This window comes from Nostoc sp. KVJ3 (assembly GCF_026127265.1).
In the GTDB taxonomy this organism is placed as follows: domain Bacteria; phylum Cyanobacteriota; class Cyanobacteriia; order Cyanobacteriales; family Nostocaceae; genus Nostoc.
The window spans coordinates 53005-69102 of record NZ_WWFG01000016.1 but is presented as its reverse complement, the minus strand read 5'-3'; the positions used below and the strand labels follow the sequence as shown (position 1 = coordinate 69102).

Genomic DNA, 16098 nt, shown 5'->3' with positions numbered 1-16098 from the left:
GAGCGTATTGAGTATCAGCTACGAATTCAGGAAATTGAGTCACGGCGTAAAGAGTGGCGTGAGGTTTCCCTAACTGAAGGCTGGGACATTGACCAGCTAATCCAGAACGCGCTTTCATTCATCCCACCACGCACCCCAGAAGCGGCAATTATGACGAATGCCGTCAGGTGTTGATGGCACTGGTTAACCATTATGGGGCATCTGAGGCGGAAATTATAGCCGAGCAGTGGTCGCCCAGCATCAAAGGCTCAACTTGGAACATCCACGCTAAGATTCGCAGTTTTCGGCGTGGGGGAATTACGATCGGAACACTGTTTCACATTGCCAAACAGTATGGTTTTCGCTTCCCGCAACGGCAGTATGAATATAACGAACGCGACCAAGGAGTAATTAACCGTGAACAGTGGGAGCTTGGGCGAGTCAAAGAGGACTTGAGCAGCTTCCAAAATTTATTAAAGCAAGCGATCGCTCCATTTAGTTCGATATTTAAAGGATTTAAAGCGCCCCCATCACCGCAGCCCTTACCCGAAATTGACACGCCTTCGCCCAATGTAATTATCTACAACAGAGGCAATATACCTTTAAGAAGCGAAATTACAGGCAATATCTCTATCTCTTGCCAGCCAGAGGAACATATTGCTGCTTGGGTGAAGCTGTTTCTAAGGGCTGGACACAAATCTTAGATAATTCTCACCCTGGACTAGGTAAGTCTTACAACGCGGGGCAATTGACGGCGGGGTTATTCGCGTTGATAAATTAATTTACCAGGATGCCAACCACAGAAACCCATCCACACTGCCCATTGAGACGAATTTTGTTGACCTGCCAGTGCGACACAACGGCTTTAAACTAGATCCCACCCGCAAAACTCCCTTGGTGAAGACTTTAAACTGTGGACTAAAGCGGGTGAGACTGCCGACACTGACGGCAATTGTCACAGAACTTACTTATTTAACGCCTTCCGCAACAAGAATTTTAGCAGCCTTGATTTTGAAGAGAGCGGCATCAGCCCCATCTGTGGCGGTTGTTCCCTTAAGAATCAGTGCCGTTTTGCTTACGGGGACGGTTTTGGCTTCCGCTTTCAAAAGCGCAGTGCAATTCAAAATTATTCTGAACTCAGAGCGCACCCAGACTCTACCCTGTTACCTTAACTAATGCTGCTGAACAAACTTTCACCGTTGGGCGGTTATGGGAAGAAGCTGGCACACTCATCAAGCCCGTGCGGAGCGTTGATGTGAACCGAGGTGATTTTGAAACCACCGTGGGCAAACTGCTACTGTTAGAACCAAATCTTCTATCACAGCTGCAACCTGCACTCTTAGTTTTACACCAACTGTTAACTCAACAACTTAAATCCACTGACCGCTACGGGTTTGATGATGCCAGCATCCGAGCGCTGCTGCCCCTTTCCCCACAGGCTTAGATATCGAAGCGATTCGCCAAGCCTCAGAACCTGATTTAACTTTCTTAGAGGACTTGGACTCAATTGATATTACCAAGATAAACAACTCAAAAAAAGCTCTGCGGCTCGTTATGCTGCCAAAAGGTAGTTAAGACAGCGCACGAACGGCAGGCAGGGAGTTTCTTGACTTGCCTAATTACTGGTTGCCTGACTTTCTCGAAGCTTGGAAGGGTGATGGTAGTTTTCAGTCTCAATGGGGTGTACTCAGCATTTACCGCCGAAACCCCAAGCATACTGAATTGGCCAAATCAGCGAACTTTAATATTTATCTTGATGCACATTCAAATCCCAGCAATTGAAATTGAAACTGGGCATCAATGATCCTGTGTTAATAATTGAGCAACAACGCCCAGACTATGGCAATTTAAAAGTCGTCAACGTCACTGGACTGGGTAAACTGCCCAAAAATCGCTCCCTTCCACTAAGCGCTCGTGTTAATGCCTCAAAGAAACCTTGAAAGAACTCTGCCCACCCTTGGGATTATCGATTGGAAACAAATTGCAACCCAAGCCGAGGGCGCACAGAATACGGTCACTTTGTCGATGGGCGTGGTGTTAATCGGTTTAGTGAGTGTGATGCGATCGCTAGTTTTGGCATTCCTTACCAGAACATCGGTGTTTTAGCAGCACAATATCAGGTGATGACTGGTGAACCAGTCAACCTGGAAGATAAAAATAGCACTTTCCAAAAGTATCTCACAGACCTGATCCGTGCAGAAATTATACAAGAGATTGGGCGATTACGCGCTCATCGTCGCTCCAATGTGGAGCTAACATTCTACTTCTGCGCTGACTATGACCTCAATTTCCTTTTAGATGAATTACCAGGAGTTAAATTAGAAAGCGTTGATGCTTTCCAACTCTGCCCCGAAGCGGGTAAAGCCAGTGAGCAGACAGGACACGCATTGTCAACGCATTAACGCAGCTTTGGCAGTCAAAACAGAAAATTACCCAACCCGCGATCGCGAATATTGCTGAAATCTCCCAAGCTTGGGTGAGCCGATTTACCCAGAGATGGGGGGGCTGGCAGCACTTTAAAAATTATTACTCCTGCTATTAGATAGTCTTAATAGCGGTAGTAATAAAAATTTGGCTGACTTAGACGACGATGAAAAGTGGTTAGCCCGTACATACTTCCCGATGTTGATTGCTGAATCAGAATCATCACTCCCAACTTCCCTAGATGGGATTGCGGAAGTTACCGAAGTTCTTGGTAGTAGGGCGATGCGGCGAGTTTTGAATTTCTGTAGCCCGGCTGTTAGGGCTTCACTGCTGATGATTGTACTGAGTTGTCTGCCTACTGAAGTTTATTCAATTTCAGTTTCTTCAATCTCTGGGTCACTCGCAGAACCTGCGCTATCACCTTGAACAGTCATAAGAACTGATTCTAGACGATAACCAGCTTCCGAATGTAATAAGAAGCTGCACCCACGTCTTCAAACACGCTGTCAAATTGGGGATGAGTTGACGGAAAAATCTTTCTCAGGCGTGAGCTGATTCCTGAAAGTTCTTGCTGAATTGCGATTAGTTCTTGAGTATCATCATCCATGACTTATTTACCACAAAGATAGCTGCCCCGGTGAAACATTTGATTTCCCACCTCTATGGTATAAAAGGTGACAAGCACTACAAAGAGCTATAAGGTTGCCGCTGTAGTTATTTGCTGGATTCCTGTCCCAATGATGAACCTGTAGGGTGTACACTCTGCGTTTTGAGCGTGTTAGATGTGATGTTTTTTCACCAGGCGGTATGCAGTGTAACCCGCATTTTTGACAACGCCATTGGGCTTGTTGCTTAACGTCCGTGGCAATTTCTGACCAATTATCTGGGTATAGAGAATAGGTGAACGTCATCAGTTTAATTAAACTAAAGCTTTGAGAATTGTAATGCTTCTAGCAGTACGAAAGCGTAACCAAATTAAGACAAGGCAACTGACAAGTCACAGCGCAAGCACTCGCACTATGGTTGATTGTGTTTCTCCTGTAACTAGGCTGAAAATTTTTGAAACGTCCTGCCTTAACTTTTGGCTGTACTGTTAAAGGCAAGCAATAACAAAAACTGTTATTATAATAGCGATTCTGGTTAATTGTGAGAGATAAATGAATATTTCCCTGACTCCTGAGCTAGAAGCGTTCGTGCAGAAACAGGTTGAGTCTGGTTTGTACCATTCTCAAAGTGAAGTGATTCGGGAAGGATTGCGTCTGTTGAAACGCTTTAACGACCATTCCGAGGAATATAAACTGTGGCTCAATGAACAGATTGCCATTGGTCTAGGCCAACTTGACAATGGCCAAAGTCTGACCGCCGAAGGCGCACGCTTACGCATTCGTAACAAGGCGCAAAAGTTTATGAAACCCCTGTGTGATGAACCCAAAACCTTATGTTCTCTCTGAGCAAGCAGAAGAAGACTTGGCTTTGATTTACGCTTATATTGCGCGAGATAATACAGATGCTGCCGAACGGATGCTTGATAAACTTCTTTCGGCCTGTGAGTTGCTGACAGATAATCCCAGGATCGGGCAGTATCGTTCTGACCTAACACCGTTACCCGTTCGTTTTGGTTGGTGCATCCCCGCTATTTCCTGATCTATCGAGGGGAAACCCCTGTTGAAATCGTGCGTGTACTGGCGGCCAATATGGATATTGCGCGAGAACTTGCTGGAGAATAATCAAACTATCAGATTGCTATTTGTAGTTCGCCAACATAGTCAACGCCAAAACAGGAGCTAATTCAGTCGTAGCAGAAGTTACCCAAACTGTAACCGCCTCCCTTGCTGATATTTGTCAGGAATGCGTGAGCCGATTTACCAAGCGTGGGGGGCGGCTGGGCTACGTTTGAAAAAATATTACTCCTGCTATTAGATAGTCTTAATAGCGGTAGTAATAAAATTTGGCTGACTTAGACGACGATGAAAAGTGGTTAGCGCGTACATACTTTTTACTCTTGGGTGTAGTCGTCAGAAAAACGTTCGTCCCTTGGAATCCTGGGATGACGGCGCAAAAGTTGATTGGTATTAATTGGTTTTTTCTGTTGAGCAGAGATATTTCGCAAACCTAAATCTTTGAGGATTCTTTGAGCTGCAACTTCACCTGTTGCACAACCGCCTTCCATATACCCTTGGTAGGACAGAGAACAGTGTTCGCCAGCAAAAAATAGATTACCTACACGCTTTTGTTCTGCTCCAGCGATGCTTGTCCATTGTCCGACTAAATAGCAAGCATAGGAGGCTCGTGTATATTGTTCTCCAGGCCAATAGGCGCGAATGGCTTCACCTTGACGGAGGTTTTTAATTCCGGGGAAAATCCGATCTAACTGTGGTAAAAATATTTGGGCTTGAGATTCGGCTGAACCTTTACCTAAAGATAAACCATGTTTACCACCAGTAAAGTCAGTAACCAGACCTTTGGGGCCTTTTTGGTAGCGACTGGCTTCCCAGGTGTTTTGAAAGCCTGTATCAGTAAATGTTGCTGCTGTTGAGTTATATTTATTGCGCCACAATTTTTGTTGATAGGCTGTAATTAACTTGGCATTTGTACCATATCCTAAGAGAGCGATCGCTCTCTTTTTAAATGCTGGTAAATTCACATCCAACTTCACTAAACGCAAAGTGGTAAAGGGTAAGGTCAGCAAGATTCTTTCATAAGTACGATCAAAGGTTTTATAGCCAGACTTTAAACTAACTCGATAGCGACCATCGGGACGGATACAGATAGCTTCTAATTCTGTTTCAGTTTGTATAACATTTGCCAAGTAATTCGCTAGCAGATGTGGTACTTGGTCGTTACCGCCACGAATGGTGTAACGTTCATCGCTTTCACCGTAGAGTGAGAATGTATCAGTGTTGGTACCAATTAAAAACAGTAGATTTAAACAAGATTGTTCTGCTGCTTCTCGGCCATACTCGGTGGTATAAGAGACATTCAGCATTTCTTGGAGAATGGGATTAATTTGTGCTTGCTCTAAATACTCTGCAATAGAAGTATTATCTAAAGCGAAAGCTGCCTGATTGTAAGAGCGATAAGTTACATCTCCATCGCCAATTGCAACTAAATCCTCGTCAATTTTACGTGCTAAAGGAATGAAGTAACTAATAATTTCTAGTTCGGGAATTTTGCGTCCTTGAAAATACCATGTTTCTGGCACTAATCCCTGATCAGTGGCGAGTATATCGACTATTGTTAAACCCAATTCTTGAGCTAGCGATCGCAATTTTGTATGATCTGTATCAATAAACTCTCCACCTAGTTCCACAGTCACGTTAGTACCTGCGGCGTTGGCTAAACTACGCATCCGACCACCAACGCGATTCCTCGCCTCAACAATGTCTACAGGAACCCCAGCTTGACGTAAACGGTAGGCAGCAGTTAAGCCAGCAATTCCCGCACCCACTACCAGCACCTTGGGAATTGTGCCAAAAGCCATAGAATCCTGTCCGTTATGCCAGGTAGCTGTAGCTAATGCGCTTGCTAATCCCAAACCCCATACAGTAAGCGGCGACGAGTGGTTTTTTGTTTTAAAATGTCAACTATCTCATCTGCGGGAATGCCAGTTTTTATCGATGCTCTCGCAATTTTATAAGCACGTTGCAAAGATCCCATTAGTGCAGACTTAGCCATTCAATGCACCTCTATTACCGCTAATTTGAAAATAATATTAATAATTGCAGGTTGAAATGACTTTTTTGATGAAGTAATGAAATTAAATATGAAAAGTAATCAAATTCCTCCTGAAAGCTTTGGTTTACCAAGAATCAATCAGTGTTTTGTGGGTTTGACTGTCCCTTAACAGTCAAAAGTGGGATAGATTCATGCAAAAGCAACGAGTGAATTCTTACCGTCGTCTGTGAGAAAGGATCTGTCCCGAATGGCACTAAGTTAAGCTGAAGGGTAGGCGGCGTAAGGATTGCAGAGGAGCAGGGGGGCAGAGGGGCAGAGGAGAATTTCTCTTGCTTCTTTCCGTATGCCTCTTGTTTCTGTCCGTATGCTTCTTCCTTCTTCTTTCTCCCCTGCTCCTCCGCTCAAGAGCACAAGAGCTGGCTCAACGATTTTCCCTTTTCTTAGTACCATTCGGATCTGTCCCCAAACTTTTCTCAACCCGATGAAGTTTGGTATTAGTCCAACCAGTTTGCTCTCAAATCTTCTGTAGAGACTCGGTAGTTTCAATAAGAGTAGGGATTGGGAGAAGGGTATCCGCCGACGTTGAGCTTCAAGTCTTGTCTACTCCTCTAACTCTGGTTTGACTAGATCAAGATTTTTTCTTTTGCTTTTAGTGGTCTTTGCAGGTAAATTCTGAGGCGCACTAGCAGCATCTGAGGATGCTGTATTTACAGGTAAATTCTGGGTCGCACTCTTTATACTCTCCGACCCACCAGGATTTTCATTCTCAAGAGGCTTCTTTTTGCGGCGAGTATTTTTCCTGACCTCACCCAATAAATATTTGATTCTGCTACCACTTAACTGAATGCCCAACTCTTTCAGTATCTCTGACACTTCATCGTAAGTATAGCCATACTTATCAGAGGTCAGTTTCTCGATATACCGTCTCATTTTTCTGATAGCAACTCTTTCCGATATACTATCCCGCTCTTTCGGCTTGAGATCCTTTAAGGCAGTAATCGCCTTATCAATCTTGCTATACGTAATCTGACCAGAATCTTTTGGCTCAACCATTGCTATGAAATTAAATTGATTATCATAATTCCCTTATTCTCCACTATTTTTTAAAAAAGCATAACTCCAGATTCTCAGATGGTTTCAGCTACGCTGATTAGAATTTTTGTTGCTGCTACGCCTAACCATCATTTATTAGATGCTTATATATTTATCCTGTTCAAGCTACGCTGTTGCTATGTTCCCCCGATGTTGACTGTTGCTGACTTTAGCCAATACACCTCGGCTACGCCGTCACAGTGATTCAGCAAACACTGATATAATTATGACGAAACAGCTATGCTGTTATCAGACTTCATCTCACTCTGAATCACCCGAAATCGTCCCCCCAGCTACGCTGTCGTTCCCTCGCCCCCAGTCTATCGCTGTGACTCCGTACATACGTAGCACACGATACTTCGCTTTCCCCCGTATTTGGGCTAGAAGCAAGCCGTGCCTTTTGCCTCCGGCAAACCTCGCTTCGCTCGGACGACAGGCTTGCCAAAGGGGGAAGTGTCCCCGCTTTGGAAACCCCCTCTCATACCTCCCACAGTTATGCGCCCGAAACTGTCAAAAAACCTGCTTCGTACTAAGACATTAGAAGCTCGTATCAACGTAATCGAACACGAGATGATTAAGCTCAAAGCACAAGACGCGGGACTAAGCATAGCTGAATTAACTCGACGCAGTGTTTTACTAAAACCACTGCCAAAACGACTGAGCAAAATAACCCTAGCTACTTATAGAGAATTAGTACGCATCGGCAACAATATTAATCAACTTACCAGAGCTACCAATACAGCTATTAAAATGGGACTGCGACCACCAGCAGATCCAGAACAACTAGAACAGCTACAACAACTCTTAAAACAAATTGGTCGGGAACTGTCCCAAATCGAAACTGAAATTACTGATGACGATGACATTGACGACGACGGAGAGCAGGAGGACTGGGAGTAAAAATGATTGGCAACTAAACCAAGGGTAAAAGCTTTCGTGGACTCCTTGACTATCTTGAAAACAAAGAGCAGTCATCTTTAATTGGCGGCAATATGTTTGGCAGAAATGCCAGAGAACTCGCTAGAGAATTCCGACTGTCTCGACAACTTAATCCAGAAGCGGAGAAAGTAGTTCACCATGTTTCGCTCTCACTAAGCCCAGGCGAACAGCTAGACAATGATACTTGGTGCCTTGTAGCCGACAAGTACATCGAGGAAATGGGTTACACAGCTAACCAATATGCCATCTACCGCCACAGCGACCGCAACCACGACCATATACATATTTGCGCCAGCAGAATCAGTTTGGATGACGGCAAGATTACCCGCGATAGCTGGGAGTATGTGCGCTCTGAAAAAATCATTCGACAGCTAGAACTAGAATATGGTTTACAGCAAACTCTAAGTAGCAAGGAGAAACTGAACCGCGCCCCAGCTATGGGCAACAGCGACGAATCGAAAGGGAACAACTAGAATACGAGCATGGTTTGAGAAACACGCCGCCACAACAGTCAATCAAAACCCAACTAATTGAAGTAATCGACCGCGCCATAGTAGATAAACCGACTATGCCGCAACTGGTTGAGCGATTGCAATTACAAGGTGTAGAAGTTCGTCACGGATTAACACGCAACGGTAAAAGTAAGGGCATCTCGTACTCGTGGAATGACCAGAAATTCAGCGGCACATCTTTGGGGCCTGCCTATACATTCCCAGGTTTACAAAAACATAAGTTTATTGACTACCAGCCCCAACGGGATGATGAGCTTATTGAGAATCTGTTGAAGAATCCTAAAGAGCAAGCAGTGGAGAGCCAAAGATTCATAAATACAATCGTTGACTTTATTGAACAGTCAGTAGTTGATGATGCCTTGGCTGAAACGTTGCCACAATTAACAGAACAACTATCTATTTATCGGCAACAACTCTTTCGAGCTAAAACTGCATTCAATGACTTTGAAACAGCGTTGACGACTGAGTTGCAATCCCACGCAGATCAGAAAGCAATTTTGTCAATCTCTGATTATATTGAGCAATCAGCTATCGAGTCAGCTTTAACTGAAACAGTATTAGGATTAACAGAGCAACTATCTCAATACAAAGAGCAACTATTTATTGATAAAACTACATTCAATGACTTTGATGAAGCATTTACGGCTGAGTTGCAATCCCATGCAGTGAAGAAAGCCATTTTATCAATCTTTGATTATATTGAGCAATCAACTATCGAGTCAGCTTTAACTGAAACAGTATTAGGATTAACAGAGCAAATTTCTCAATACAAAGAGCAACTATTTATTGATAAAACTACATTCAATGACTTTGATGAAGCATTTACGGCTGAGTTGCAATCCCATGCAGTGAAGAAAACCATTTCATCAATCTTTGATTATATTGAGCAATCAGCTATCGAGTCAGCTTTAAGCCAAGCAGTATTAGGATTAACACAGCAAGTTTCTCAATATCATCAGCAGCTACTTGAAGCGAAAACTACATTCAATGACTTTGAAACAGCATTGACGGCTGAGTTACAATCTCATGCAGAGAAGAGAGCTATCTTATCAATCTCTGATTACGTTGAGCAATCGACTGTTGAATCTGCCTTAACTGAAACAGTATTAGAATTAACGCAACAACTTTCTCAATACAAAGAGCAGCTTGTTACAGCTAAAACTACATTCAATGACCTGGATGCAGTACTTGCGAATGAGTTACAATCATATCTAGAGAAAAGAGCTATTTCATCGATTTCTGATTATATTGAGCAATCGGCTGTTGAATCAGCATTAACCCAAACAGTATTAGAATTAACGCAACAACTTTCTCAATACAAAGAGGAACTCATTACAGCTAAAACTACATTCAATGACCTGGATGCAGTTCTTGCAACTGAGTTACAATCATATCTAGAGAAGAGAGCCATTTCATCAATTTCTGATTATATTGAGCAATCGACTGTTGAATCGGCCTTAACTGAAACAGTATTAGAATTAACACAACAACTTTCTCAAAATCAGCAGCAGCTATCAGCCGGAAGAAGCATATTCGACGACCTGGAAGCAGCGATTGTTTATTTGGAGCAACTCCATAGATCGCAAAAACCAGTAGACGCAATTGCTCTTAATCAAACTCCAACTATAACCACAGATGAACCAAAGCTAACCCCGAATCAAACAGCCGAGTTATATGAGTATTACAGCGCCGACTTGCAAAACTTATTAGTGACTGACCGAGATAAAGAAATTGCAATCAGGGCGCTATTAGATGATAAACCAGCCCAAGATGTTGAAGAAATTATCTTTGCCAGTCCAGCCGGATGGACTATTGATGAAGCTAAAGCATTAGTTTTAATCGCTAACAATCAACTGGCACACTTACAAGAACAACCCCAGTTTGTACCTCCACCAGAGGATGAAAGCAAAAGGCAAGTACTACAGTATTACCTGACTCAAAAACGCGCTATAACTAATTTTCTTGTGCAACCATTACAACGGCAGGGGTTGGGTTATATAGATCAACAGGCTCAGGTTGTGTTTATCAAGCGGGGTTTAGATGGTTCTAAGTCAGGCGCACTGGTTTGGGATACCGCACGGATTGACAATCGTTGTACGGAGTACCCCGAAAACAGCGATGGGCTACGCCCCGCCGGAGGCGATCGCTCTCCTGGGTGGTTTCATTTCAAATTGGGTGGAGAGCCTGACGATAAAATTGAGAGAGTATACCTGTGTTCTTCCCCCATTGATGCGCTGACAATGGCAGAGATTGATAGGAATGCACACAAGGGGCAACCACCAGTTAGAACAATGTACATGGCAGTGGATGACCAGGATAACTTGCCTTTTGAACTCCTCAGAAATATCAGCAGAATTGGACTGGCATTTAATAATGATGATCTTGGTAATGAAGCTGCCCAGGTTGTTCAGGAAATGCTACCCCAGGCTAAAAGAATTGCACCCAAGGGGCTTAGTTGGAATGAGGTTTTTGTTAGAGAGCGGCAGCAGCAGCAAGAGATGCTGGAGCAAAAGCAACGGGGGCGAGGTTTTAGTCGATGATCTCGCGCCATCGCCGACGAACTCGTGACCGCTACGCTCTCGGAGTCGGTGGCTCTTACGGGCAGAAAGATTACTGGTTGGGCCAACTAGATCGTGCAAGCCCGCAAGAGCCACTTCGCTGCGCCGACTCCGAGCCACGAGTTCTTAAATCCTGTAAAGAAAGACACTGTAGACCTTTTGAATATATTAATGCTTAACAGTGGGGCAGGTAGTACGGAGAGGTTTTGGTAAAGGTGCCGTGCGATCGCTATGCCGGCCAGCATAGGACAATCAGCTTGCCACTGAAGGGAAGTGAGGTAAGTAATTAACAATGTCAAAATAGTATCAAAATTGAGCAATGCCTACTCAATAGTAGAGATTACGGAGTTGCTTGAATTAAAGTTGACAAATATTTCCGTAGACTTCGGGGCGGCAAGTGTTAACGCCTAAGCAGAAAATCATGATCAGCAGAAAAATTATTAGTCAAAGTTCTGAGCAGCACTCCTGTCAAAAACTCATCATGTTACCTGAACGGATAAAGCGTTCAGCCATTTTTAGAGCTTCCAGAATATCTCCTGTCAAAAACTCATCATGTTACCTGAACGTATAAAGCATAGCTGAATTTACTAATTGGGCGTTAACTGATGAAAATATCTGTTTCTATCGTCATCACAGTTTACAATCGAGAAAACTACCTTGCTGCGGCAATTAAAAGTGTCCTAGCTCAAACTTGGTCTGACTTGGAATTGTTAATCTGGGACGATGGCTCTACAGATCGCTCCGTTGAAATTGCATCCGAGTATGCCCAGCAAGATCAACGCATCCGAGTCATAGCTGCCAAACATACTGGTATTGCCCCTGCTATCCACGGAGCGGTTGCAGCAACCACTGGAGATTATATCGGTTGGGTAGACAGTGACGATATTCTAGCTCCAACCGCCTTAGAACAGACAATTTCCATTCTGAATAACCACCCCTTGGTAGGACTTGTTTACACAGACTATCAACTAATGGACGAACAGGGGAACCTGCATGGAATCGGGCAGCGTTGCCAAATCCCCTATTCCAAAGAACGGCTACTTGTTGACTTTATGATCTTCCATTTCCGCTTAATACGCCGCACCGTTTACGAGCAAGTGGGAGGTATTGATCCGAACTTTACTTATGCCGAAGAGTATGATTTGTGTCTAAAACTGTCTGAAGTCACCGACTTTTACCATATCCCTCAACCTCTTTATTATTATCGCCGTCACTCTGGCAATTTGACTAACGAACAGTTTGAACCGATTCGCTGGTCTCAAAAAGCAATCAATAACGCACTCAAAAGGCGGGGTTAGACAGCCAATATGAGCTATCTATGCAAGTCGTCGCTCATTTTACTATTAAATCTAAACACCGCTCTCAAAACACTTCTAACTCCCCTCAGCAAATTTTAAATTCACCAACCACTGTTTCGATTATCATTCCAACTTACAATCGAAAAGATTATCTTAATCACGCTCTCGATAGCGTCTGTTGTCAAACCTATACTGACTACGAAATTATTGTAATTGATGACGGTTCTACCGATGGGACTGCTGATTGGATTCATACACACTATCCACAGGTAAAACTGTTACAAATACCCACTAATACTGGTGCTGCTGCCGCTAGAAATTTGGGCATCAAAAACGCACTCGGACAATTTATCGCCTTCCTCGACAGCGACGACCAATGGCTACCAGATTACCTGCAACATCAAATTGACACTCTCAAACAAACACCCACTGCTGTCCTCAGCTACTGCAACTATATCGCCATCACAAGCGTTGACCACAAGGGCGACCGAATGAGCCTCAGTCCAAGCCATCCTGATGACCTGATTCTTTCAATGCTTTGGCGATGTTTCATTCAGGGGTACAGCCGGGATACGTGCAAAATGGGACACGTTGTAAAGTTATGTAAACAAAAACTCTACAACCCTTGCCAGAACTACCTTCATAATTTCTCAAGCCAAAACTAAGAGCTTGTCATCATCCAACAAATTCGGTACAGTCTCCATATCAATCAAGTAATCGCCGAAACGCTTGATATGACTCGTCATATAAGGACTCAACGCCGCCACATCTTCACGAGTAATCAAATAACCAGCTTTCAGGAAATCACGCAAAACCTCAGTCAAATCTACAACATTGTGGAAGATCACAGCATTAGCAACCAAATCATTATATTTAACAATCTTCTCCTGCTCAATTGGGTCATTATTAGCAATAACTCCAAAACCACCGAAGAAAAACCACTTTGAGAAACCGTTATAAGACTCAACAATATTCGTTGCCGCAGTAATCTGTTGTCGTAACTTCATATCCGAAATATATTGCAACAGAAATACCGTCCTGATTACCCGTCCTAACTCCTGAAAAGCTTGGTATAATCTGTTTTTACGACTATAGTTTCCCAGTTTTCGTAACAGCACCGCACTCGAAATCTTGCCAGTTTGAATCGACAGCACAACCTGTAAAATATCTTGCCAATGGGTTTGAATTTTCTCCCAATCAATCGCATCCTTGAACAAAGAATCAATATGCTTGTAAACCGTATCATTATCTGGGCGGAAGAAATTTAAATCTTTCCAATTCCGAATCCGGGGCATTAACTTAATCCCCAACATATGTGATAATGCAAACACAGGCGTTGATTGCCCTTGAGTATCTGCGTGAATCGTATGAGGCTGAATATCAGAAAGATTTTTTAACAAACCCTCAATAATATAAACAGCCTCCCAGGTTCCGCAGGAAATAAAATGACTAAATAGCGCCACATAGGTATCAGAAACATGGTGGTAAGCAATGCCTCCGTAGCCACCATAGCGGATATGATACTCAGAGAGTAAATTTTCTTCGTAGAGTTCGTACTTAGTCCCATCAGCCGCCGCAGTTGTCCCATCACCCCAAATGCTCGGAAGCTTTAAAACATTGTAGCGATTAATAATATCCACAAGGGCTGCATTCAATTTATCCACACTCACATGACGCCGATTAACAAACGATATTTCCTTACTTGTGACAATACCCCGCATGTGTCTTGCAGCTTGAGTCGGCCCCAAATTACAACCATAGGTGAAACTAGTCAACAAATAACGTTCTGTCGCCCGTTCTAATTTCGGATCGCTGCCGCTCATCGGCCCAAAATGGCGTGTAAAATTAGTCCAATAATCGACATTCCGCAGAATATCAATCAAATTACGTTCACCAAACCTTTGTTCCACAGCCTCAAGTAAAGTCTTAGCTGATGGACTCAAATCATGACGTGGAGATTTTTTTAATACAGGTTCACCCAAATCATTAATCACAAGTTGACGATTATCTGGATAACCAGCATCCACTTTAAAAGCCGTATCAGTCAACAAAGACTTGAGTTCGTAAACATTACCAACCGCATCACTAGCAAAACCCAAATCTCCACAATACTGGTCAATCAGTGGTAAACATTCTGACCAAGGCAACAACTGTTCTCGGTGGTCAGCGTAATTCTCACTTCCCTTGACGCAAATATCCCCCGACCTCAATTCAGCCATTAAGTAAGAAAAAACACAAACTTCCAGATGGCGACGCACAATTTTAGTTTTGTTTCCTTGTTCGACGAATAAAAGTTTCTGCCATTGAGGAGAAGCAAAATCTAAATCAATAGTATTATTGAAGAATTGACCCCGCCGTGACTGATTTTCTAAAATAAAATTTAATGCCTCAACTACACTTTGTTCGTTGGTAGTGGATGAAAACTTCAAAGCACCTAGCAACCGAAAGAAAGTACTGCGATGACTTTTATAAAATTGCCACAATAGGGGAAAATAATTATTTCCCTTATAGGCATTTATCGCCTCACATTCAGTTAATAGTTGTTCAGCACCACCGGATGGAATGAGTACTTGATTAACTCGCTCGACCGGATCGACAGTCTGAACTTCTGGCGGTTCATCAACCAATACTTGTAGAACATTAGTGAAAACCCCCAGTAACTTCTCAACCGTTGATTGATATCTTTGTTTGATAAGTTCTAATTCTCTTTTGGCATGATTATGAATTAACTGCATTTTTTTGAGAAACATCTCGACCAAATTATCTCGCGTCATCACGCTTGCCGAGTAAATCAGGCATAATATTAGAGTAATTCGTTTTGGCAAATTAAACTCTTTGATTTCACTCGCATCTAATACTCTCGCTTCAGCAGCAAAGTGTTGAATCTTAGCTGCTGTCATATCAGCAAGGAGTGGTTTAATATCTCCCAAAGAATCAAGCCAGATTGAATGTACAATTAAATCATTGAGATGATTGCGGGTTGGGCGTTTAGGAAGTTGCTTGAGATTATTGTAAAGACTTCTATATTCGACTGGATGATTATCTAAAAGGTCGAGTAGACGTTGTTGATAATCATTACTTAGGCGACTAAGTACCAAATTGAATAGGTTTTGATTGACTACATTCCTAACTCGGCGTACTAATCTATTTAATGTGTTAAATCCTGGTAATTCATATCTATTTTTAATTAGTTCGGCAATTGCCACATTCATTAAATCAGCAGGATTATCCATCACCTGGGCTGATTCATTCACCGCAGATACCGCTAAATGCAGCGCAGTCTGATTAAAAGATTTAACTTGAAGATATTCGCGGATAGCTGTTCGATGTCGGTACATTGTTTTGTTATTTTCATAACCTAAAACAATATCAAGAGCAAATTTTAAATGACTGCGAATATGGTTAATAATTTTCAGTGGGATATCTGCAATCGATGGAAAGTAACCCAGTCTTTGGAATGATTTTAAAATGACGAGCAGACTCAAAATATTACTTTCACCTTTCGTCGTATTGTAAGCGAAAGCAATTTCGGATTTAGTTGGAGTATAAATCTCAGTAAGTTCTTTGGTGGTAAATTGGCGTTTGAATCTAGGATAAGCGGTACGTTCAATTGATGTCACA

General features: G+C 42.8%; 21 protein-coding genes. 14 read left to right on the top strand and 7 right to left on the bottom strand.

What is annotated here, in order from left to right:
* Positions 1-173: 173 nt before the first annotated feature.
* A complete protein-coding gene (locus GTQ43_RS40680; RefSeq protein ID WP_265278296.1) occupies positions 174-683 on the top strand; it encodes a hypothetical protein in 510 nt (169 codons plus the stop codon).
* A 78-nt stretch (positions 684-761) separates the two neighbouring features.
* On the opposite strand, the gene GTQ43_RS40675 is transcribed toward GTQ43_RS40680, so the two are convergent.
* The gene (locus GTQ43_RS40675) at positions 762-938 is read right to left on the bottom strand and encodes a hypothetical protein (protein WP_265278295.1); all 177 of its coding nucleotides are present in this window, start codon (positions 936-938) and stop codon (positions 762-764) included.
* Positions 939-947: 9 nt separating this feature from the next.
* The gene (locus GTQ43_RS40670; protein WP_265278294.1) at positions 948-1103 is read right to left on the bottom strand and encodes a hypothetical protein; all 156 of its coding nucleotides are present in this window, start codon (positions 1101-1103) and stop codon (positions 948-950) included.
* Between the two features lie 131 nt (positions 1104-1234).
* On the opposite strand from GTQ43_RS40670, the gene GTQ43_RS40665 reads away from it, so the two are divergent.
* The 5 genes from GTQ43_RS40665 (at position 1235) to GTQ43_RS40645 (ending at position 2829) form a co-directional block, all read left to right on the top strand.
* Entirely contained in the window at positions 1235-1423 is a 189-nt protein-coding gene (locus tag GTQ43_RS40665; RefSeq protein WP_265278293.1) for a hypothetical protein, read from the top strand.
* A gap of 167 nt (positions 1424-1590) precedes the next feature.
* Positions 1591-1761 (top strand): hypothetical protein, encoded by a 171-nt coding sequence (locus GTQ43_RS40660; RefSeq protein ID WP_265278292.1) that lies wholly within the window; start codon positions 1591-1593, stop codon positions 1759-1761.
* Entirely contained in the window at positions 1758-1919 is a 162-nt protein-coding gene (locus tag GTQ43_RS40655; protein ID WP_265278291.1) for a hypothetical protein, read from the top strand. The genes GTQ43_RS40660 and GTQ43_RS40655 overlap by 4 nt, the downstream gene beginning before the upstream one ends.
* Positions 1920-1949: 30 nt before the next feature.
* A complete protein-coding gene (locus tag GTQ43_RS40650) occupies positions 1950-2381 on the top strand; it encodes a hypothetical protein (protein WP_265278290.1) in 432 nt (143 codons plus the stop codon).
* A gap of 169 nt (positions 2382-2550) precedes the next feature.
* On the top strand, positions 2551-2829 hold the full coding sequence (locus GTQ43_RS40645; RefSeq protein ID WP_265278289.1) for a hypothetical protein: 279 nt from the start codon (positions 2551-2553) through the stop codon (positions 2827-2829).
* A gap of 19 nt (positions 2830-2848) precedes the next feature.
* On the opposite strand, the gene GTQ43_RS40640 is transcribed toward GTQ43_RS40645, so the two are convergent.
* Positions 2849-3010, bottom strand: a complete 162-nt coding sequence (locus tag GTQ43_RS40640; protein ID WP_265278288.1) for a hypothetical protein — start codon at positions 3008-3010, stop codon at positions 2849-2851.
* A 550-nt stretch (positions 3011-3560) separates the two neighbouring features.
* Between GTQ43_RS40640 and GTQ43_RS40630 the strand changes: the two genes are divergently transcribed.
* Positions 3561-3854 carry a type II toxin-antitoxin system ParD family antitoxin gene (locus GTQ43_RS40630; protein ID WP_265278287.1) on the top strand — a complete coding sequence of 98 codons (294 nt, stop codon included), beginning with the start codon at positions 3561-3563 and terminating at the stop codon, positions 3852-3854.
* A complete protein-coding gene (locus GTQ43_RS40625) occupies positions 3826-4047 on the top strand; it encodes a type II toxin-antitoxin system RelE/ParE family toxin (RefSeq protein ID WP_265278286.1) in 222 nt (73 codons plus the stop codon). The genes GTQ43_RS40630 and GTQ43_RS40625 overlap by 29 nt, the downstream gene beginning before the upstream one ends.
* A 352-nt stretch (positions 4048-4399) precedes the next feature.
* Here the strand turns inward: GTQ43_RS40625 and GTQ43_RS40620 are convergent, their stop codons facing one another.
* The 3 genes from GTQ43_RS40620 to GTQ43_RS40610 form a co-directional block, all read right to left on the bottom strand.
* Positions 4400-5938, bottom strand: coding sequence for a flavin monoamine oxidase family protein (locus tag GTQ43_RS40620; RefSeq protein ID WP_265278285.1), 1539 nt, complete (start codon positions 5936-5938; stop codon positions 4400-4402).
* Entirely contained in the window at positions 5929-6078 is a 150-nt protein-coding gene (locus tag GTQ43_RS40615) for a hypothetical protein (RefSeq protein WP_265278284.1), read from the bottom strand. Before GTQ43_RS40615 ends, GTQ43_RS40620 begins: the two co-directional genes overlap by 10 nt.
* Positions 6079-6678: 600 nt before the next feature.
* Positions 6679-7131, bottom strand: a complete 453-nt coding sequence (locus GTQ43_RS40610; RefSeq protein ID WP_265278283.1) for a hypothetical protein — start codon at positions 7129-7131, stop codon at positions 6679-6681.
* Between the two features lie 78 nt (positions 7132-7209).
* On the opposite strand from GTQ43_RS40610, the gene GTQ43_RS40605 reads away from it, so the two are divergent.
* From GTQ43_RS40605 to GTQ43_RS40580, 6 genes are all read left to right on the top strand, one after another.
* Positions 7210-7374, top strand: a complete 165-nt coding sequence (locus GTQ43_RS40605) for a hypothetical protein (protein ID WP_265278241.1) — start codon at positions 7210-7212, stop codon at positions 7372-7374.
* Positions 7375-7665: 291 nt separating this feature from the next.
* Positions 7666-8070: a MobC family plasmid mobilization relaxosome protein gene (locus tag GTQ43_RS40600; RefSeq protein ID WP_265278282.1), complete on the top strand. Its 405-nt coding sequence runs from the start codon at positions 7666-7668 to the stop codon at positions 8068-8070.
* A 92-nt stretch (positions 8071-8162) separates the two neighbouring features.
* Positions 8163-8582 carry a relaxase/mobilization nuclease domain-containing protein gene (locus GTQ43_RS40595; RefSeq protein WP_414859204.1) on the top strand — a complete coding sequence of 140 codons (420 nt, stop codon included), beginning with the start codon at positions 8163-8165 and terminating at the stop codon, positions 8580-8582.
* Positions 8583-8596: 14 nt separating this feature from the next.
* Positions 8597-11161: a toprim domain-containing protein gene (locus GTQ43_RS40590; protein WP_265278281.1), complete on the top strand. Its 2565-nt coding sequence runs from the start codon at positions 8597-8599 to the stop codon at positions 11159-11161.
* Positions 11162-11784: 623 nt separating this feature from the next.
* On the top strand, positions 11785-12477 hold the full coding sequence (locus GTQ43_RS40585) for a glycosyltransferase (RefSeq protein WP_265278280.1): 693 nt from the start codon (positions 11785-11787) through the stop codon (positions 12475-12477).
* A gap of 20 nt (positions 12478-12497) precedes the next feature.
* Entirely contained in the window at positions 12498-13142 is a 645-nt protein-coding gene (locus tag GTQ43_RS40580; RefSeq protein ID WP_265278279.1) for a glycosyltransferase family 2 protein, read from the top strand.
* Here the strand turns inward: GTQ43_RS40580 and GTQ43_RS40575 are convergent.
* Positions 13128-16097 (bottom strand): Tn3 family transposase, encoded by a 2970-nt coding sequence (locus tag GTQ43_RS40575; protein WP_265276768.1) that lies wholly within the window; start codon positions 16095-16097, stop codon positions 13128-13130. The genes GTQ43_RS40580 and GTQ43_RS40575 overlap by 15 nt on opposite strands.
* Position 16098: the final 1 nt, after the last annotated feature.

Coding starts and splice junctions, on each gene's coding strand:
- GTQ43_RS40630 (WP_265278287.1), top strand. CDS start 3,561: ATGAATATTTCCCTGACTCCTGAGCTAGAAGCGTTCGTGCAGAAACAG.
- GTQ43_RS40580 (WP_265278279.1), top strand. CDS start 12,498: ATGCAAGTCGTCGCTCATTTTACTATTAAATCTAAACACCGCTCTCAA.
- GTQ43_RS40640 (WP_265278288.1), bottom strand. CDS start 3,010: ATGGATGATGATACTCAAGAACTAATCGCAATTCAGCAAGAACTTTCA.
- GTQ43_RS40600 (WP_265278282.1), top strand. CDS start 7,666: ATGCGCCCGAAACTGTCAAAAAACCTGCTTCGTACTAAGACATTAGAA.
- GTQ43_RS40615 (WP_265278284.1), bottom strand. CDS start 6,078: ATGGCTAAGTCTGCACTAATGGGATCTTTGCAACGTGCTTATAAAATT.
- GTQ43_RS40610 (WP_265278283.1), bottom strand. CDS start 7,131: ATGGTTGAGCCAAAAGATTCTGGTCAGATTACGTATAGCAAGATTGAT.
- GTQ43_RS40680 (WP_265278296.1), top strand. CDS start 174: ATGGCACTGGTTAACCATTATGGGGCATCTGAGGCGGAAATTATAGCC.
- GTQ43_RS40605 (WP_265278241.1), top strand. CDS start 7,210: ATGGTTTCAGCTACGCTGATTAGAATTTTTGTTGCTGCTACGCCTAAC.
- GTQ43_RS40585 (WP_265278280.1), top strand. CDS start 11,785: ATGAAAATATCTGTTTCTATCGTCATCACAGTTTACAATCGAGAAAAC.
- GTQ43_RS40625 (WP_265278286.1), top strand. CDS start 3,826: ATGAACCCAAAACCTTATGTTCTCTCTGAGCAAGCAGAAGAAGACTTG.
- GTQ43_RS40595 (WP_414859204.1), top strand. CDS start 8,163: ATGTTTGGCAGAAATGCCAGAGAACTCGCTAGAGAATTCCGACTGTCT.